This is a genomic window from Kosakonia sp. 1610 (assembly GCF_050435845.1).
GTDB lineage: Bacteria > Pseudomonadota > Gammaproteobacteria > Enterobacterales > Enterobacteriaceae > Kosakonia > Kosakonia cowanii.
This window is the reverse complement of record NZ_JBNDKZ010000001.1, coordinates 58,737-77,520: the sequence shown is the minus strand read 5'-3', so window position 1 is coordinate 77,520 and position 18,784 is coordinate 58,737. Positions and strand designations below refer to the sequence as shown.

The following is an 18,784-nucleotide window of genomic DNA, read 5'->3' as shown; positions in this document are numbered from 1 at the left end:
TCCCTCTTAGATGGACAAATTATTAATTTTCATCTGCATCATTTCACTCAGCGCAGGAGAAGCATTGTTTTTAATGCCGTTTTCCCATGCGGTGCGCGCACCTTTTTTGTCGCCTTTGCTCAGCAACGCTTCGCCGCGCAGATCCGCAACGATGGCTGACCAGCTTTCGCCTTTCACGGCATCCAGCGTTTTCAGCGCCGCGTCCTGCTGCTTCAGTTGAACCTGAATGCGCGCCAGACGGACATTGATCATCGACTTCAGATTCTCATCGTCGGTCGCGGCCAGGCCCTGCTGCAGCTGTGCAGCGGCTTTTTGCAGATCGTTCTTCTCAACGTAACGCTGTGCCAGCTCAAGGGAGGCCAGCGCACCGTAGCTGTTTTTGTTATCAGCAGCGAATTTTTCCGCTGCGGCAAATGAGTCCTGTTTGCCAGCCTGCAGCGCGCTTACCGCGTTCTCATACGCCTGCGAGATCTCGCGCGCATTGTCCGCCTGATGGCTGTTCCAGAAACGCCAGCCCACCAGCGCGCCGATACCCAGTACTACCCCAACGGCCAGCGCTTTGCCATTGTCGGCAAAGAAGCGCTTAATCGCGTCTACCTGGTCGTTTTCGTTTTCGTAAATTTCCACGCAGTCCTTCTCCTTAACGATAAATCACCGGGGAGATTAGCCCAGTAGTGTGCGCAAATGCGCCGCAACGCTATCCTGCGTTACCGTACTCTGCTCACCAGAGCGTAAATCCTTCACCACAACATTCCCGTCGGCAATTTCAGACTCGCCGAGCACCAGCGCGACGCGAGCGCCCCACTTATCTGCCCGGGCAAACTGCTTCTTAAAGTTGCCGCCGCCGTGGTTCATCATCAGCCGCACGCCAGGCAGCGCATCGCGCACCTGCTCACCCAGCAGCATCGCTGCGGATTGCGTGTTAGCGCCAGAGGCCACCAGGTAAATATCGACAACGGATTCGGCTTTAAATTCCGGATTAACTGCCTGAACCAGCAAAACAAGTCGCTCAAGACCCATCGCGAAGCCAACCGCTGGCGTCGCGCGACCGCCGAGTTGCTCAACCAGGCCATCGTAACGGCCACCGGCGCAGACGGTGCCCTGCGCGCCGAGGCTGCTGGTCACCCACTCAAACACGGTGCGGTTGTAGTAATCGAGACCGCGCACCAGGCGCTGGTTAACGGTGTAGGCGATGCCCGCTGCGTCAAGGAAAGCGCAGAGACCGGCAAAGTGCTCGCGTGACTCATCGTCAAGATAATCGCCCAGCTTCGGCGCATCGTTCAGCAGCGCCTGAATATCCGGGTTTTTGGTGTCCAGCACGCGCAGCGGGTTGCTGTACATGCGGCGCAGGCAATCTTCGTCGAGCTTATCTTTATGCTGCTCCAGGAACGCCACCAGCGCGTCGCGATAGGTCGCGCGAGCCTCCAGCGAACCGATGGAGTTAAGCTCAAGCGCAACGTGAGAAGCGATGCCCAGCTCGCGCCACCAGCGCGCGGTGAGCATAATCAGCTCGGCGTCGATATCCGGCCCCTGCAGGCCAAACACTTCCACACCCAGCTGATGGAACTGACGGTAGCGCCCTTTCTGCGGACGCTCGTAGCGGAACATCGGCCCGACGTACCACAAGCGCTGTTCCTGATTGTACAGAAGACCATGTTCGATGCCGGCGCGTACGCAGCCCGCGGTACCTTCCGGACGCAGCGTCAGGCTGTCGCCATTGCGATCGTCGAAGGTATACATCTCTTTTTCAACCACGTCGGTCACTTCGCCGATCGCGCGTTTGAATAACGGGGTCTGCTCTACAATCGGCAAACGGATTTCACTGTAACCGTAGCTGCCGAGCACGTTCTTCAGGCTGCTTTCAATGCGCTGCCAGATGGCGGTCTCGCCAGGCAGATAATCGTTCATGCCGCGAATGGCTTGAATATTTTTTGCCACGTTTATTCTCTTTATTAATACAAAAAATGAACCCTCAGGGCGGCGACAAAAGCGGTCGCGCCGGGCGGGCTCATGATACACGGGATGCCAGCCTTGGCGGCACCCTTATTTTTCTACCTGCATGACGTCGATACGGCGCGTCTCATCCAGCATCGCGGCTTTCGCACGAATACGCGCCTCAAGCTGGCTGATCATATCGCCGTTATCAAGGCGATCTTTACGTACGCCATCTTCATACAGGCCGCTTTTCTTATTCCCGCCGGTCACGCCAAGGGTCGAAACCAGCGCTTCGCCCGGCCCGTTCACCACGCAGCCGATAATCGAAACATCCATCGGGGTGATGATATCTTCCAGCCGCTGCTCCAGCGCGTTGACCGTACCAATCACATCAAACTCCTGACGGGAGCAGGTCGGGCAGGCGATAAAGTTGATGCCGCGAGCGCGGATGCGCAGGGATTTGAGGATATCGAAACCGACTTTGATCTCTTCAACCGGATCCGCTGCCAGCGAAATGCGCAGCGTATCGCCGATCCCTTCCGAGAGCAGCAGGCCTAAGCCAATCGCCGATTTCACCGAGCCTGCGCGTGCGCCGCCCGCTTCAGTGATCCCAAGATGCAGCGGCTGATCGATCTGCTTCGCCAGCAGACGATAGGACTCAACGGCAAGGAAGACATCAGAGGCTTTCACGCTCACTTTGAACTGGTCGAAGTTGAGACGATCGAGATGATCCACATGGCGCATGGCCGATTCGAGCAGCGCCTGCGGCGTCGGCTCGCCATACTTCTCCTGCAGATCTTTTTCCAGCGAACCGGCGTTAACGCCGATGCGGATCGGAATGTTTTTATCGCGCGCGCAGTCGACAACGCTGCGAATACGCTCTTCGTTACCGATATTGCCAGGGTTGATGCGCAGGCAATCGACGCCGTACTCGGCGACTTTCAGCGCAATGCGATAGTCAAAGTGGATGTCCGCCACCAGCGGGACACTCACCTGCTGTTTGATAAGCCTGAACGCTTCTGCCGCGTCCATCGTCGGCACTGAGACACGCACGATGTCTGCGCCGACGCGCTCTAATGCTTTGATTTGGTTGACCGTTGCTTCAACATCCGTGGTGCGGGTGTTTGTCATAGACTGCACGGCGATGGGAGCCCCATCGCCGATCGGCACATTACCAACATAAATCCGTTTTGATTTCCGCCGTTGGATCGGCGACTGGTTATGCATGAATGATCTCCCGCGTTGCCCGTCTGTTACTGTGCTGCTGATTGTTCGGCATTGAGGGTCAGACGCGCAACCTGGTTAGTTCTGATAAAACGACTCAGATCGACAGGTTTCCCCTGGAACTGGATCTGCACAGCCGACGGCGCGCCAATTTTCAGTTTATAGGGTGCCTGGCCGGTGAGATTCAGGGTGGCATCTTTACGCTGCATACCGCTAAAGAGTTTTTTACCGGTCGCGTCGCTCACTTCCAGCCAGCAGTCGGCATTAAAGTTCATTACCAGCGCGTTCGCGTCGGCAGATGCGCCCGCTACGCCAGCCTGATCGGTTGGCAGCTGAGAGGCGTTATTGGCGGTAGCAGCAGGCTGCTGGGCAGAAGGTTCAACGTTCGCCTGCGAAGGCGGAACCACGCTGTTCTGGTTAGCGGTGGTGGCTGGCGAGGTGGTTGCAGGTGCCTGCGTGCTGTTGGTCGGAGCCGGGGTTTCAACCGGGGTGGAACCGTTGTCCACCGGGGTAGAGGCAGCCTGGTTATCCAGCGGCACGCTCTGGCCGTTGCTGGCATTAAGCTCTGCGGAGGATTGATCGGCCATGGTGCTGATCTCTTCCTGCTGCGCTTTGTGGTTTTGCCACCACCATGCGCCCGTCAGGCCGACGACTACAAACAGCACCAGCCAGGTGACGCTCATCAGCCAGCCGTCGCGTTTTTTGCGCGGTTTACCCAGCGCAAAGCCCTGCATCGGTGCGACTTTTGCCGCGCGGATCGGCGCTTGTTTCTCAAGGATCGGCAGCAGCTCTTCTTCGGGAATGTGCACCAGGCGAGCATAGGAGCGGATATAACCGCGCACAAAGGTGGATGCCAGATCGGCAGGCGACCTGTCCTCTTCGATATCGCGTACCGTGGAGACCTTCAGGCACAAGCGTTCGGCAACCGCTTGCTGGCTGAGTCCAAGTTGCTCACGAGCATTGCGCAGACGAACGCCCGTGGATTGTGCTTCGTTTTGGTCTTGAGTGGCTTCAGTATTCATTCGCTACAACTACTGGTACGTGAAAAGTAAACACACAGGCGCGCGTAACCGCATAACCTACACACGCCGCGAAAAATCCGGGTCAGTTAAACGTAGACCCACAGTATAAGACTGTCAGGTTCGTGATAACAGGACGGCTTTCAGCACTATTTGCTAAGCCGTTGTTCCAGCATTACATACTGCCTCAAAGTAAGAGGAAACGCACCGTAATTATTAACGGCCTCTATATAAGCAGGCCAAATATTCAACATATTCCAAACCTGCGGCGCCCACTTCGCGCCGCAGTCACGCTTACAGCGCTTTAACCGCGATCGGCTCGCCCTGCAGACGTTTACGCATCGTGCGCTTGGTACGGTCGATGACCTCGCCCGCCAGCTGACCACAGGCGGCGTCGATATCGTCGCCACGGGTTTTACGCACAATGGTGGTGAAACCGTAGCTCATCAGCACTTTGCAGAAACGGTCGATACGGCTGTTGGAGCTGCGGCCATACGGCGCGCCCGGGAAGGGGTTCCACGGGATCAGGTTGATCTTGCACGGCGTATCTTTCAGCAGCTCGGCCAGCTCATGGGCGTGTTCGGTGCCGTCATTGACGTGATCCAGCATCACATACTCAATGGTCACGCGGCCCTGGTTGGCGTTGGACTTCTCCAGGTAGCGGCGAACCGACCCGAGGAAGGTTTCGATATTGTACTTTTTGTTGATCGGCACAATCTCATCGCGAATGGCGTCATTCGGCGCATGCAGTGAGATCGCCAGCGCAACGTCAATCATATCGCCGAGCTTGTCGAGCGCCGGAACAACACCGGAGGTCGAGAGCGTCACGCGGCGTTTGGAGAGACCAAAGCCGAAATCATCCAGCATGATCTCCATCGCCGGCACCACGTTGGTGAGGTTCAGCAGCGGTTCGCCCATGCCCATCATCACCACGTTGGTGATCGGGCGGTTGCCGGTCACACGGGCAGCGCCAATGATTTTTGCGGCGCGCCACACCTGGCCGATGATTTCCGATACGCGCAGGTTGCGGTTGAAGCCCTGCTGCGCCGTGGAGCAGAATTTGCACTCCAGCGCACAACCGACCTGGGAGGAGACACAGAGCGTGGCGCGATCTTCTTCCGGGATATAGACGGTTTCAACGCGCTGATCGCCGACGGCGATAGCCCATTTGATGGTGCCATCAGAAGAGCGTTGCTCCTCGACGACTTCAGGGGCGCGGATCTCCGCAACCTCTTTTAACTTGCCGCGCAGCACTTTGTTGATGTCGGTCATCTCATCAAAGTCGTCGCAGCAGTAGTGATACATCCACTTCATCACCTGGTCGGCGCGAAACGGTTTTTCGCCTAAGTTTTTGAAAAACTCACGCATCTGCTGACGGTTAAGATCCAGCAGGTTAATTTTTGCATCTTTGTTTGGAACCGTGAGAGCGTCGCTCTCAGACATGGCAATTTGTTCAGACATATTTTATTCCGGCCTCGTTATTACACGTTGTGGCCCGTGGAGGGTTAAAAAGAAGCGCCCCAGGCAAGCTTCAGCTCATCCTGGGGCGCAACATTGTACAAATTCTGTCGCACAGATACCACGCCTGGACGCGGCATTTACCAATTAAAGTGTAAATCTCGTTACACAGTTAACCGGAAATTAACGGGTGCGCGGGCAAACTTCGCCTTCAGCGAAGAAGTAAGCGATTTCGCGAGCAGCAGATTCAACGGAGTCGGAACCGTGGGTGCCGTTCTCGGTGAAGCTGTCTGCGTAATCTGCGCGCAGGGTACCGGCCAGTGCGTTGTCCGGGTTGGTTGCGCCCAGCAGGTCGCGGTGACGCTGAACGGCGTTTTCGCCTTCCAGTACGGAAACCACGATCGGGCCGGAGGTCATGAACTCAACCAGGCCATCAAAGAACGGGCGACCTTCGTGCTCAGCGTAGAAGCCGCGCGCTTGCTCAACGGTCAGGTGCAGCATTTTGGTGCCAACGATTTTAAAACCTGCCGCTTCAAAGCGAGAGAAGATGTTACCAATAACGTTTTTTGCCACCGCGTTCGGCTTGATGATGGAAAAAGTACGTTCAATAGCCATGATTACCTCAGTAAGTTGTTCTGTTGCCCTGAATAGGTGTGGCGCGGATTATAAAGAGCAACACCGGTCTTGCCTATGGATTAAGGTAACATTTTTTTAAAATAAGACGAGTTTGAGCAACACCAACAGCCTGGTGCGCCCTTTCTCGCCCTATTGCACCGTAAACTGCACGGCGGCGACCTGCCCCGCCTCATCCATTACCACCAGTTGATAGTCGCCGGCTTTATCAAGCTTCAGGCTCAATAGCGTGCCGCGCGCCGTTAACGGTTCACCGTTCAAAAACCACCAGCGCCCCCCTTCCCCGCCGCTGCTTTGCAGAGGAAGAATCGCAAAATCCTGGCCGGGTACACGCTTGATCACCGCCCCTTCGCGCACACCGTTTAACAACAGCGGCGGCGGGGCGTTCTCATCCCGCGGCGGGCAAACACGGTCCGCAGGCGGTAAGCGCGCGGCGCGACGCTCGCCGGGCGGCAGCCACGGCTCAAGCGGCAGCGGCCAGACGATCCAGTTTTTCTGCTGCGCATCCGGGCAATCCGCCGCCACGCGCCGCCCCTGATGGTTCAGCCACAGCGGAAAACTGATGCCGTGCAGCCCTTCCTGCTCCGGCATTAACAGCGTCGGCGGCTGGCTGCCATCAAGTAACCAGGTCGCAAGGCGGCGTCGGCAGTTGCTGTCTCCGGCAGGCAGGCTCTGCCCGCCCGGCCAGCAGATCACCCCGCTGCTCACCGATGCCGGGCGCGGGTCGCGCGGCAAACGCGCCTGGTCCAGCGCAGAGCGCGGTTGCAGCAGATTGTTCACCTGGTTGAGTAGCGGCACAGCGCTGGCAAAACCAAACTGCCCGGCAACCGGCGTGCCGTCCGGGCGACCGGTCCAGATACCGATCACATACCGGGAGTTGAGGCCGATGGCCCAGGCATCGCGGTAGCCGTAGCTGGTGCCGGTTTTCCACGCCAGCGGCACCACCTGCGGCAGTGCGCTATCCGGCACCGGCTGCGCTTCATTCGCCAGAATCCGGCGGATAATCCACGCCGCGCCCGGTGACATCAGGCGGCGTTCAGTCAGCGGCTCATCGGGCATCAGCCTTAACTTGCCCGCTTTACCTTCGCGGGCAAAAGCGCTGTAGGCGGCAGCGATATCCTCCAGCCGCGCACCCGCGCCGCCGAGGATCAGCGAAAGGTTTGGCTCCGCACCGGCGGGCAGCATTAGCGGCAGCCCGATATTACGCAGATTACCGGCAAACTTTTTCGGCCCGTAGGCCTCCAGCACCTGAACCGCAGGCAGATTGAGCGAGCGTACCAGTGCTTCGTTCATGCTCACCGGGCCATGAAAACCGCTGTCGAAGTTACCGGGGCGATAATCCCCGACGCGCCGCGGCACATCCTGCAACAGCGATGCGGGGTGAATCAGCCCTTCGTCCAGCGCCAGGCCGTAGATAAAGGGTTTCAGCACCGAGCCCGGTGAGCGTACGGCGCTGACCATATCGACATGGCTGAAACGACTGTCGTCATTAATATCCACCGACCCCACCCAGCCGCGCACTTTCATATCCGTATGGTCGACCACGATGATCGCCAGCGAACTGCGCATCGGCAGCCGGGATTTGACGCTCAGCGCCAGCTCCTCCAGCTGTCGTTGCAGGCTGGCATCCAGCGTGGTGGTCACCTTCAGCTTTTTGTTGGCGCCCAGCATGCGGCGGGCAAAGAGTGGTGCCAGTTGCGGCATCTGCCGCGGCGCTAACCACACCGGCTCTTCGCGCGACTCTTTCACCTGAGCCACCGGCCACACCTGCTGCGTCACCATGCGATCCAGCACTTTATCGCGCGCTGCCTGCGCCCGCTGCGGCCAGCGATCCGGGCGTAAACGGCTCGGCGCTTGTGGCAGCACGGCGAGCAGTGCCGCTTCTGCATAGCTCAGCTTTGAGGGCGGTTTGCCGAGATAGGCCCAGCTCGCCGCGCCGACACCTTGCAGAGTGCCACCAAAGGGCGCGCGGTTGAGGTAAATGGTCAAAATGTCGCGCTTGGAGAGATGCCACTCCAGCTGCATCGCCCGCCACAACTGGCGAACTTTGCCGCCAAAGGTGCGCGGATGCGGGTCAAGCAGGCGCGCCACCTGCATGGTGAGCGTACTGCCGCCGGAAACCACGCGCCCGTAGCGCAGATCCTGCCAGGCCGCGCGCGCAATAGAGAAGGGGTTAACGCCGGGATGGTCCCAGAACCAGCGATCTTCATACTGGATAAGCGCCTGTAAATAGCGCGGCGAGACCTCTTCGATAGTGACCGGATAGCGCCAGATGCCGTCGGCATCAGCAAAACGCCACAGCGGCGTGCCATCTTCGGCCACCACCACCCGCGCGGGTGACACCTCGTTCAGGGGCAGTGGCCAGATTTTATCGGCGGCGATAACCAGCAGCACGAAGAGAAGAGGCACACCCGCCAGCCAGCGCCAGCGGGTGCGTATCAGAGAGACGATCTTCACGTTATGGCGTGATGATCAACGGGCCGCTGGCCGCGCCGGTTGCCCGCCACTGCGGCACATACATTGATTCCACCTGCGGAGCCGGAACCTGGTAGGTGCCCGGCGTCACCGCACGTGCCAGATAGACCAGCGTGACCGGCTGCCCTTCGCTCACCGGTACGGCGGCGACAAAGCGATCGTCACGGAACTCCATATGCTGAATATCGGCCTGCTGCATGCGGTTGAGCAGCTCCTGCACTTCGCTGCCGCTCTCCTGCAGGCTGGCGCTGCTGCTGGCCAGGTTCTGGTTTTCCAGCTCCAGACCCGCAGGCAACAGATCGACCACCAGCGCGTCCGGGACGTTCTGGCTGGCCGTCACTTCCAGCCACACCAGCACCAGCTCACCGCTCTTCAGGGAAGAGAGCGGTTTGCTGCGCCCGTCGGTGCCGAGCACATTGCGCTCGATATGCAGCACTTTGCCAGAAGGTGCCGGAGCCTGCTCTGGATAACCTGTCGTGTCGAGACGCAGCCACAGCGGTGTGGTGCCGCTGTTGGTCACTTGCAGTGCACCAAGCTGATCCGCCTCAAGGTTACGGCTCTGCGCGGTGTTACCGGCCAGCATCGCGGTATCAAGCGAGGTTTGCGCCTGCCAGTTACCGGTGCTGTTTTGCAGATTGCGGCCTGCCATAAACAGCGCGTTGCTCTCCTGGGTTGAGAGCCAGCGCTGGCTGTAGGCCTGCTCGGAGAGCGTAGCCAGCAGGTGCGCCTGCGCATCCGGCAGCAGCTTGTTGTCTTCCAGCAGCGCCAGCATCAGCGCGTTATCACGCAGGTTGCTGCCGTAATCCGCCAGCCAGCGGTTTTCCGCAATGCGATCGGTTTTCAGCGCCAGCGCGATAGCCTGATCGCCGCGCTGGGCATCGCCCATCAACTTCAGCGCAACGCCAAGCTGCATTAACGGCAGCCCCGCTTTCGCCTGCTCGTGGCGCTGCCAGATTTCACGCAGCGCGCCCAGCGGCGCTTTCTGCTGACGTGCCAGCACCAGCCCGGCGTAGCTCTGCACGGCAAACTTGGTCGCCGGCAGATCGTCGCTGTAGCGCACCGCCATCGCCGCCGGATCCTGCAAATAGCGCAGCAAGCGGTTGTTGGCGTTGTTCAGTGCTTCAGCCGGAACGCTGTAGCCCTGCGCCGAGGCGCTGACGAGGAAATCGGTCACGTAGGCGGTCAGCCAGTACTCTTCCGGGCCGCTCTTATCCCACAGGGAGAAGCCGCCGTCGTCACGCTGCATCTGCAACAGGCGGGAGATGCCGATATCCACCGCGGCGCGGCGCTGCTCATCGCTCTCGCCTTTGATGCCGAGCGCTTTAAGCTGTGCAGCGTTGGTGTAGAGCGACGGGAAGAGCCCGCTGGCGGTCTGCTCCAGGCAGCCGTACGGGTAGGCGCGCAGCTCCTGAATGTAACGGGCGATATTGAGCGGCGGTTTACCGCTCAGCAGCAAGCGACCCTGCAGCGTAGCAGGCGAGATGCCCGCCAGATGCTGCCCCGGCACCTGCCAGCTTTCGCCCGGATTGAGCATCGCACCGGTGTTGATGGTCTGCGCGGCGAAAGGTGGGCGTACGCCAATCTTCCACTGCTTCTGCTGCGGCGCGAAGGTTTCGCCCGGCAGCGAAAGGCCGCTGATTTGCGCGGCAATCTCGCCGTCACCGAAGCCATCCAGCGCGCGCACCGGAATAAAGAGCGTGGTGCGTTTACCGGCCGCGAGCGTCACGCTCTGGGTAGCAGCACCCTCAAGTGAGAGCAGACCGCTTGCCGTCAGATCGACATTCAGGGTTTGCGGCTTGTCCGTCAGGTTGCTGAGATCCAGCGTCAGGCGTGAGGTGTCACCGCTGCCAAGGAAGCGCGGCGTGTTCAGCTCGGCAATCACCGGGGCTGCGACTACCACTTTGCTTTCGCTGCTGCCAAAATCGTCTGCCGTCCAGGCCTGCGCCATGACACGCAGTTCCCCGTTGAAGTCACCAATCGGCATCGTTACGGTGCCTTCGCCGTTTTCATCCAGCGTCACCGGCTGCGCCTGCTGGGCAATGATGGTGACGTGGTTAACCGGCGGTTTGCCGCCGCGGTTCAGCTCATCGCCATCACCACCGAAGCGCAGCGCCGCAAGACGACCCTGGCCTTCAATCACCTGGCCGTAGATATCATAGATATCGGCGCCATAGCGTTTCTGGCCAAAGAAGGCCTGCCACGGATCCGGCGTTACGTAATCAGTAATGTTCAGCACCCCGCTGTCGACGGCAGAGAGCAGGACGTTAACCTGTTTCGGCGTCGCGCCATCTTTCATTGAGGCTTTGACTTTGACCTTCAGCGGCTGGTTAGGACGCATTTTCTGCGGTGCGTCGAGGGCAATTTCCAGGCGGCGGTTCTCATCGCCCATCGGCAGATGCAGCAGACCGACCGCGCGTTTCGGCGTGGCGGATTTCGACTTATCACCAGGGCGCACCACCAGCGTGCTGATATAGAGATCGTGGCGCTGCCACTTCTGATCGACCGGGATCGAGAGATCCAGCCCGTCAGCCGGGACATCAATCTCCTGCCACCAGAGCGGGCCTTCGCTGGATTCGATCATCGCATAGCCTTTACCGGCGGCAGGTGCGGTGACGTGCAGCTTAACGGTATCGCCTGCTTTGTAAGAGGGTTTATCGAGCTTCATGGTGACGCGATCCGGGCGTGCCGCACCGGCGCCGTCGCTGTTATCCTGCCAGCTGTAGCCAGCCCAGAAACGCACGCTGCTGACGGTCTCATCCGGGCCTTTGACCTCCAGACGATAGGAGCCCCAGTCCACCGGGAAGGTGACTTTGCCGGTCTCATCGGCCTTCAGCGTCAGGCTCTGCTCGCCTTCCACCAGATCTTTCTGGTTGAACTGCGACTGCCAGCCGTCATTTTCTGACCAGTTCCAGAAGTAGTCGCGGCGCTCGCGGATCAGGCGCACCTGCAGATCGCTGACTGCTTTTTTGTTGCCCTGCGCGTCGGCATAGACAATATCGAACGCGGCGTTACCGCCCTCATCGACAATCGGCTGATTGACGGTGGTGTCGGTGCGGTAGTCATAGACCGCTTTTGAGGCGAACTGCGGGCGAATCCCCGGCAGAGCGGGCGCAGGCCAGATCGCCTGCTCCGCGCGGCGGGTCACTGGACGACCGCCCGATTCCAGCAGGCTGGCCTGCAGGATCACTTCCAGCGGCGAGTGGGAATCCTGCCACTGGCTCGGCGTGGTCACTTCGCCTTTGCCCTCATCATCAAGGGTCAGATGGGTTTCATCGAGGCTGCGGCTCAGGTTCTCTTCGGCGATATCGCCAAACTGGAAACCTGGCAGCGCGGCAACCGCTTCACGCAGCGGGCGCAGGAACAGCTGACCCTGCAGGGCGTTGCCGCTTGCAGGTGCACCGTAGAGATAGTGGCCTTCAATGTTAAACACTACGTCAGCGGCAGGTGCCAACGGCGTCGGCTGCGGCGTAACGTTCAGCGCCATACGCTCCGGCATAAAGTCTTCGACGTGGAAGCTCCACTCGCGCGACAGGTTGTCGCCGGTATTGGCGCGAATATGCCACGTGCCGGTCTGCGCGCTGGCGTCCAGCGCATAAGTGAAGTGATAAAGGCCGTTTTGCGGCTGGCTCACCACCGAGCGAACCACCTGGCCGTCCGGTTTTACCACTTCCAGCTTGACCGGCTGTGCGGCAATCGGATTGCCGTCGCTGTCGCGCAGCAGGCCGTTGAGGATCACCGTTTCGCCAGGGCGATAGAGATCGCGCGGGCCAAACATAAAGAACTGTTTGCTGTAGCCTGGCTCGCCGGTAATGGCGAACTCGGCGAGATCCAGCGCCGGGAGGTTAAGGTCGAGCAGCGTGGTTTCGCCCTCTTTACGCGCCAGCAGCAGCGCGCCCTCTTTATCGGTGCTTAAGGTGGCGTGACCATCGCTGTCGGTCTTCGCCTGCGCCAGGCTCTGCCCCTTCTCATTGAGCAGCATCACGTCGATACCGCCGAGCGCCGCGCCGCTTTCCAGCCCCTGGGTGAAGATATCCAGGCGGTTATGGTAACGGTGCGCAGAGAGGCCAATGTTGCTGAGCGTGAAGAGCGTCGCGGCATTGCTGTAGTTGTAGTGCCCCGCCTGGTTCATCACGGCGATATAGACACCTGCCTGTTGCAGCGGTTTGATGCTGCTCAGCGGCAGCATCAGTTTTTCGCGGGTGTTGCGCGCCGGGTTGAGGTCGAAGCGCCCGGTATAGACCAGATCCGCCATCTTCAGCAGCGTATCGGACTCCCAGTTGGAGAGCGAACTGCGGTACTCCCACTGGCTAATGAATGAGGCCAGCGATTCCGGCTTCACGCGGTAAAAGTTGATGTCGACATTTTCGACGTTGAGCGCCATCACCGGCAGCCCTTCAACCACTTTGCCCGGCAGCAGCGAGCCACGGCTGGCGAAGCCAACGCTGGGCTGAATATCCTGGGTGGTGATCGATTTCTCGAAGCTCTTGCCGAAGGTGGCTTTATTAAGCGCTACCAGCCCGCTCTCCACCGACACCAGCAGTTCGCGGTTCGGCTCAAGATGGCGCAGGCGCAGCTCTTTCAGGTTCGGTGCCAGTTCCCAGGCACCATCGACTTTGCCGCTCTTCTTATCGACCAGGTGCACCACCTGGGCAAAATTCTGATCCGGATCGAGCGGCACCGAGAAGGTCAGCACCAGCGTGGCGCTGCCGTCGAGCTGCACTTCGGACGCATCCAGCAAGTTTAAGGGCTTGCCTTCGCTACGCGCGGCAAGTTCATTGCGTTTGGCTTTATCCGGCATGGCTGCTGCCGCAGGCGTTTGCGCGGCGGATGAGGCGGACGCGGGTTCAGGCGCGCTGGCGCTCTTCGGTTTATCGTTATTGTCACAGCCTGCAAGCGTGAAGGCGGTGAGGAGCGCGAAAGTCAGCGCCGCGTAACGTAGCGGTTTCATTCTGTATCCCTGAGTGATTGACCCGTTGTGAGAGGCGTCGTCATTATCATTCGCAACGGTTAGAAATACAAAATATCTGATGGATTCTGGAAAGCATCTCGCAAAGCGCATTTTTTGCGCGACGTCCGTGATGTTAGGCCGATCACACCCCGTGACGTAACATGTTACGTTGCGCGTCATTTGTTTTTAAAACAATAAGATAGATAGCGACAACACCCGACCGGCTGCTAACGTTATGCGGTCTGTGTCCCTTACTACGCGGTGCTAATAAGCGAGAACACTATGTCCAGAGCCGTGAATGCCCTACAAAATTTTGGTAAGTCCCTTTTTGGCCCGGTGCTCATTTTGCCGATCGTTGGCCTGTTTATTGCCTTCGGTAATATCTTCGGCAATGGCAATCTGGCCGAATACCTTCCTTTTCTTGGCCACCCTCTTATTCAGCATACGGGTCAGTTGATCGCCAAATCCGCCGTTTCGGTGCTCGCCAACCTTGCGCTGGTGTTTGCCGTCGGGATCCCGGTCGGGCTGGCTTCGCGTGATAAAGGCTATGCCGCGCTGATTGGCCTGGTGACCTTTATCGTTTTCATTAATGCCATGAACGTCACGCTGCAATTGCAGGGCACGCTGGCACCGGCCGATCAGATGAAAGCCGCAGGCCAGGGGATGGTGCTGGGCGTGCAGGTGCTGGAGATGGGCGTTTTCGCCGGGATCCTCACCGGCGCGCTGTCGGGTTATCTCTACGACCGCTACTCCCGCGTGCAGTTTTCCGGCGCGATGGCGATCTACTCCGGGCACTGCTTTGTCGCGATTATTATGCTGCCGGTCTCAATGGTGCTTGGCGTAGTAATGAGCGAGCTGTGGCCCTTCGCCCAGCACGGCATCAGCGCGCTGGCGCTGGCGATTAAAGGCGCAGGCCCGTTCGGCGTGGCGATTTACGGTTTCCTGGAGCGCATTCTGGTGCCAACCGGGCTGCATCATCTGGTCTATACGCCGTTTTTGTATACCGAACTTGGCGGCACGGCTGAAGTGTGCGGCAGCAGCTATCAGGGCGCGCGCAACATCTACTTTGCCGAAATGGCCTGCCCGGGTGTGACCAAACTGAGCAGCACTGTGGTGTGGGATGCGCGCGGCATCAGCAAAATGTTCGGTCTGCCCGCAGCGGCGCTGGCCATGTATGTGACGGCGAAACCGGAGCGCAAAGCCGCGGCAAAAGCGATTTTGATCCCCGCCGCGCTCACCTCGCTGCTGGTTGGCGTCACCGAGCCGATTGAGTTCTCTTTCCTCTTTATCGCCCCGCTACTGTTCGTGGTGCATGCGGTGCTGACCGGCATCGGCATGATGCTCTTCTCGCTCTTCGGCGTTCATGCCATCGGCGCGAACGGCATTATCGACTTCATTCTCTACAACCTGCCGCTCGGCACCGAAAAGTCCAACTGGCCGATGTATCTGCTGGTCGGGCTGATTATGTTCGTCCTCTACTTCATCACCTTCCGCTTCCTCATTCTGCGCTTCAACATGAAAACGCCGGGGCGCGAAGAGGAGAGCGAAGAGACGCGCCTCTACAGCAAGCAAGAGTACCAGGCGAAGGGGAATAACGACGCGGTGGGCGAGGCGATTATTAATGGCCTCGGCGGGCGCGAAAATATCGAGGTGGTGGACAACTGCTACACCCGCCTGCGCGTAACGGTAAAGGATGTGGCGGCTATCAATGAGCCGCAGCTGAAAGCTACCGGCGCGAAAGGCGTGATTAAACAAGGTAATAACGTTCAGGTGGTCTACGGGCTGCATGTCAAAAAAATGCGAGAAGCTGTTGAGATGTTTCTCTGAAGGAGTCCAGAAATGGTTAAACCCCCGTTTATCTTATCCATTGCCGGTGGTGGCAGCACGTATACGCCGGGCATCGTCAAAAGCCTGATGGTGCGGCTGGAGGATTTCCCGCTGGCGGAAATTCGCCTCTACGACATTGATGCTGAGCGGCAAAACACCATTGCGCCGGTGGTCGAGAAGGTGATTCGCGACCACAGCGAGAGCATCAAATTTACCGTCACCAATGATGCCGAAACTGCCTTTCGCGGCGCGCACTTTGTCTTCGCCCAGATGCGCGTCGGCCAGTACAAGATGCGCGAGCAGGATGAGAAGATCCCGCTGAGCCACGGCGTGGTCGGCCAGGAGACCTGCGGGCCAGGCGGGCTGGCTTACGGCCTGCGCACCATTTTGCCGATGGTCGAGCTGATCGACCTGGTCGAGCGCTACGCGGATAAAAAAGCCTGGATCGTTAACTACTCCAACCCGGCAGCAATTGTCGCTGAAGGGGTGCGCCGTCTACGCCCGAATGCACGGGTGCTTAATATTTGCGATATGCCGGTGGCGGCGATGCGCAATATGGGCGCGATCCTCGGCGTCGATCGCCACCAGCTTGAGGTCGACTATTTTGGCCTTAACCACTTCGGCTGGTTTACCCAGGTGCGCGTCGATGGCGAAGATCGCCTTCCCGCCCTGCGCGAGCACGTCGCGCGCTTTGGCCTGCTGACGGAAGATGCCGCCCAGACCGATCCGCAGCATGCCGATCCGTCATGGGTGAAAACCTGGCGCAACATCAAGCCGATTATGGATCACTTCCCGGAGTATCTGCCGAACCCCTATTTGCAGTACTACCTGATGCCGAACGAGATTGTCGATCATCAGGATCCGAACTACACCCGCGCCAATGAGGTGATGGACGGACGTGAGAAAAAACTCTTTGCCGCGGCGGCTGAGTATAAGCAGACCGGCATTCTGCCTGATGCGTTCCACGTCGGCGTTCACGGCGCGTTTATTGTCGATGTCGCCTGCTCGCTGGCCTTCAACCTGCGCCAGCGTCACCTGGTGATTGTTGAAAACAAGGGCGCGATTGCCAACCTGCCTTACGACGCGATGGTGGAAGTGCCTGCTTACATCACCAGTAACGGGCCGGAGCCGGTGCGCATGGGCGCGGTGCCACTGTTCCACCAGACGCTGCTGATGCAGCAGCTGGCCTCGGAGCAGTTGCTGGTGGAAGCGACGATGGAGGGGAGTTACGAGAAGGCATTACAGGCCTTTACCCTTAACCGCACCGTGCCGACCATGCAGCATGCGAAGGCGATCCTCGATGAGATGATTACCGCCAACCAGGATTACTGGCCGGCGCTGCAAAAAGCCTGGGAAAACGGCAAAGCGGTGTAATTTTCCGAGGTGGCTCGCGGCGCGAGAGATGGTAGCTTGTCGGGTAGTGAAAAAACGTTAACAATTCAGATAACTGTTGATGACCCGGAGGCACCATGTCCACCTCTTTTTTTGTCGCGGCCGACTGGCTGATAGAGCACAGCGATGATCCTGAAATCCAGCTGATTGACGCCAGAATGGCGCCGGTTGGCCAGGAGCATCGCGATATGAAAGCAGAGTACCGCGCCGGACACCTGCCCGGTGCGGTCTTTTTTGATATTGAAGCCCTCTCCGATCACACCTCTCCCCTGCCCCATATGCTCTCTCGCCCGGAGACCTTTGCCGTCGCCATGCGCGAGTTAGGCGTCTGCCACGATAAACACCTGGTGGTGTATGACGAAGGTAACCTCTTCTCCGCGCCGCGCGCCTGGTGGATGCTGCGCAAGGTTGGCGTTGAGAAGGTCTCTATTCTCGCCGGTGGGCTGGCGGGCTGGCAGCGTGATGCCCTGCCGTTACAGCAGGGGGATGTTGCGCTGCCGGAGTCTGATTTCACCGCCAATTTCGATCCCTCCGTAGTGAAAAAAGTGACCGATGTGCTGCTGGCGAGCCACGAAGGCACCGCGCAGCTGGTCGATGCCCGCCCGGCGCCGCGTTTCAGTGGCGAAGTGGATGAGCCGCGCCCAGGCCTGAAGCGTGGCCATATTCCCGGCGCGCTGAATGTACCATGGGTCGATCTGGTGACGGATGGTGAGCTGAAAACTACCGATGAACTGCTGCGCATTTTCCAGCGCCAGGGTGTTGATTTGCATAAGCCGATTATCGCCAGCTGCGGCTCCGGCGTGACCGCCGCAGTGGTGCTGCTGGCGTTGGAGACGCTCAGCGTCAATACGGCAACACTCTATGATGGCTCGTGGAGTGAATGGGGCGCGCGCGACGACCTGCCTGTCGAAAGCGTGTAGATGGATAACCGACTTGCGCCTCTGCTGACGCGCGGGGAGTCACTCTCCCGCGCTGAATACCGCGTGCTGGCTCACCTTACGGAGCACCCGCTGCTGGTGGGCAACATTACCGTGCGCGCGCTGGCGCAGGCGACCTATGTTTCGACAGCGACGATTATTCGTCTCTGTCAGAAGCTGGGGTTTAGCGGTTTTAGCGAGTTTATCTGGCACTGCAAGCAACTGCTGGCGGATACGCCGCACCTGGCGGAGCAGCACCATGACGGCGTCGCCGAGTTGCCCGCTCTGTTCCAGCAGTTTATGGTCAATTATCAGCACACCTTTCAGTGGGTGACCGAGGAGAAACGGCGGCAGTTTGCCAGCCTGCTGCGCGAGCGGGAGAGCTTTTTTCTCTACGGCGCGGGGTTCTCCTATCTGTTTGCCGAGTACCTGACCAAAAAGTTACAGGTGCTGGGCAAGACGGCGTTTATCTCCGGCCCCGGCGACAGCCGCAATATCTTTCTCAGCAACGCCGCGCGTTATCAGGTGTTTATCGCCGTTTCGCGCAGCGGAGAGACCGAGCAGGTGCTGGATAAGGCGCGGATTGCACGCACGGTGGGGATGACGGTGGTGGCCTTTACCCGCGCGTCGGCCAATTCGCTGGCGGCGATGGCGGATGTACATTTCGCCCTTTACGACGAGGCGGTGCATTTCGCCGCCGAAGCGGCGGGCATCACCTCGTTTGAGTCCAACCTGGTGCTGCTGATGGATCTGCTGCTGCTGGAAGCAACGCAGGCCGGGTGACGGTGCGGTGAAATGCCTGATGGCGCTGCGCTTATCAGGCCTACAAAGGCAGCCCATGCGCCCTGGGCCGGATAAGGCGTTTATGCCGCCATCAGGCATTAACACGGCACCAAAAACGTAGGCCGGATAAGGCATTTATGCCGTCATCCGGCATTAACACGGCACCGAAACCG

General features: G+C 59.3%; 12 protein-coding genes. 4 read left to right on the top strand and 8 right to left on the bottom strand.

The genetic code is table 11. The features are described from left to right. Positions 1–6 precede the first annotated feature (6 nt). The 8 genes from ABIC80_RS00335 to ABIC80_RS00300 all read right to left on the bottom strand — a co-directional run bounded on the left by ABIC80_RS00335 (position 7) and on the right by ABIC80_RS00300 (position 13,692). Positions 7–627, bottom strand: coding sequence for a YfgM family protein (locus ABIC80_RS00335; protein ID WP_263754161.1), 621 nt, complete (start codon positions 625–627; stop codon positions 7–9). A gap of 36 nt (positions 628–663) precedes the next feature. Then, a complete protein-coding gene (hisS, locus tag ABIC80_RS00330; protein WP_023481178.1) occupies positions 664–1,938 on the bottom strand; it encodes a histidine--tRNA ligase in 1,275 nt (424 codons plus the stop codon). Between the two features lie 105 nt (positions 1,939–2,043). Continuing rightward, positions 2,044–3,162 carry a flavodoxin-dependent (E)-4-hydroxy-3-methylbut-2-enyl-diphosphate synthase gene (gene ispG, locus ABIC80_RS00325; protein WP_023481201.1) on the bottom strand — a complete coding sequence of 373 codons (1,119 nt, stop codon included), beginning with the start codon at positions 3,160–3,162 and terminating at the stop codon, positions 2,044–2,046. A gap of 26 nt (positions 3,163–3,188) precedes the next feature. Further along, positions 3,189–4,181: a cytoskeleton protein RodZ gene (gene rodZ / locus ABIC80_RS00320; RefSeq protein WP_200134696.1), complete on the bottom strand. Its 993-nt coding sequence runs from the start codon at positions 4,179–4,181 to the stop codon at positions 3,189–3,191. Positions 4,182–4,472: 291 nt separating this feature from the next. Continuing rightward, entirely contained in the window at positions 4,473–5,639 is a 1,167-nt protein-coding gene (locus ABIC80_RS00315; protein ID WP_094421564.1) for a bifunctional tRNA (adenosine(37)-C2)-methyltransferase TrmG/ribosomal RNA large subunit methyltransferase RlmN, read from the bottom strand. A 180-nt stretch (positions 5,640–5,819) separates the two neighbouring features. Next, entirely contained in the window at positions 5,820–6,251 is a 432-nt protein-coding gene (gene ndk / locus ABIC80_RS00310) for a nucleoside-diphosphate kinase (RefSeq protein ID WP_023481239.1), read from the bottom strand. A 150-nt stretch (positions 6,252–6,401) separates the two neighbouring features. Beyond that, entirely contained in the window at positions 6,402–8,726 is a 2,325-nt protein-coding gene (gene pbpC, locus ABIC80_RS00305) for a peptidoglycan glycosyltransferase PbpC (RefSeq protein WP_429174946.1), read from the bottom strand. A 1-nt stretch (position 8,727) separates the two neighbouring features. Continuing rightward, complete coding sequence (locus ABIC80_RS00300) at positions 8,728–13,692, bottom strand: alpha-2-macroglobulin family protein (RefSeq protein ID WP_429174944.1); 4,965 nt, start codon at positions 13,690–13,692, stop codon at positions 8,728–8,730. Positions 13,693–13,974: 282 nt separating this feature from the next. Here ABIC80_RS00300 and ABIC80_RS00295 point away from each other — a divergent pair, with 282 nt between their 5' ends. The 4 genes from ABIC80_RS00295 to ABIC80_RS00280 all read left to right on the top strand — a co-directional run bounded on the left by ABIC80_RS00295 (position 13,975) and on the right by ABIC80_RS00280 (position 18,611). Further along, positions 13,975–15,519: a PTS transporter subunit EIIC gene (locus ABIC80_RS00295; protein ID WP_429174942.1), complete on the top strand. Its 1,545-nt coding sequence runs from the start codon at positions 13,975–13,977 to the stop codon at positions 15,517–15,519. 12 nt (positions 15,520–15,531) lie between these two features. After that, positions 15,532–16,893 (top strand): 6-phospho-alpha-glucosidase, encoded by a 1,362-nt coding sequence (locus tag ABIC80_RS00290; RefSeq protein WP_429174941.1) that lies wholly within the window; start codon positions 15,532–15,534, stop codon positions 16,891–16,893. Positions 16,894–16,988: 95 nt separating this feature from the next. After that, positions 16,989–17,831 carry a 3-mercaptopyruvate sulfurtransferase gene (gene sseA, locus ABIC80_RS00285; RefSeq protein ID WP_429174939.1) on the top strand — a complete coding sequence of 281 codons (843 nt, stop codon included), beginning with the start codon at positions 16,989–16,991 and terminating at the stop codon, positions 17,829–17,831. Then, positions 17,832–18,611, top strand: coding sequence for a MurR/RpiR family transcriptional regulator (locus ABIC80_RS00280; protein WP_429174936.1), 780 nt, complete (start codon positions 17,832–17,834; stop codon positions 18,609–18,611). The last annotated feature ends 173 nt before the right edge of the window (positions 18,612–18,784 follow it).

Coding starts and splice junctions, on each gene's coding strand:
- ispG (WP_023481201.1), bottom strand. CDS start 3,162: ATGCATAACCAGTCGCCGATCCAACGGCGGAAATCAAAACGGATTTAT.
- rodZ (WP_200134696.1), bottom strand. CDS start 4,181: ATGAATACTGAAGCCACTCAAGACCAAAACGAAGCACAATCCACGGGC.
- ABIC80_RS00315 (WP_094421564.1), bottom strand. CDS start 5,639: ATGTCTGAACAAATTGCCATGTCTGAGAGCGACGCTCTCACGGTTCCA.
- ndk (WP_023481239.1), bottom strand. CDS start 6,251: ATGGCTATTGAACGTACTTTTTCCATCATCAAGCCGAACGCGGTGGCA.
- ABIC80_RS00300 (WP_429174944.1), bottom strand. CDS start 13,692: ATGAAACCGCTACGTTACGCGGCGCTGACTTTCGCGCTCCTCACCGCC.
- ABIC80_RS00295 (WP_429174942.1), top strand. CDS start 13,975: ATGTCCAGAGCCGTGAATGCCCTACAAAATTTTGGTAAGTCCCTTTTT.
- ABIC80_RS00290 (WP_429174941.1), top strand. CDS start 15,532: ATGGTTAAACCCCCGTTTATCTTATCCATTGCCGGTGGTGGCAGCACG.
- sseA (WP_429174939.1), top strand. CDS start 16,989: ATGTCCACCTCTTTTTTTGTCGCGGCCGACTGGCTGATAGAGCACAGC.
- ABIC80_RS00280 (WP_429174936.1), top strand. CDS start 17,832: ATGGATAACCGACTTGCGCCTCTGCTGACGCGCGGGGAGTCACTCTCC.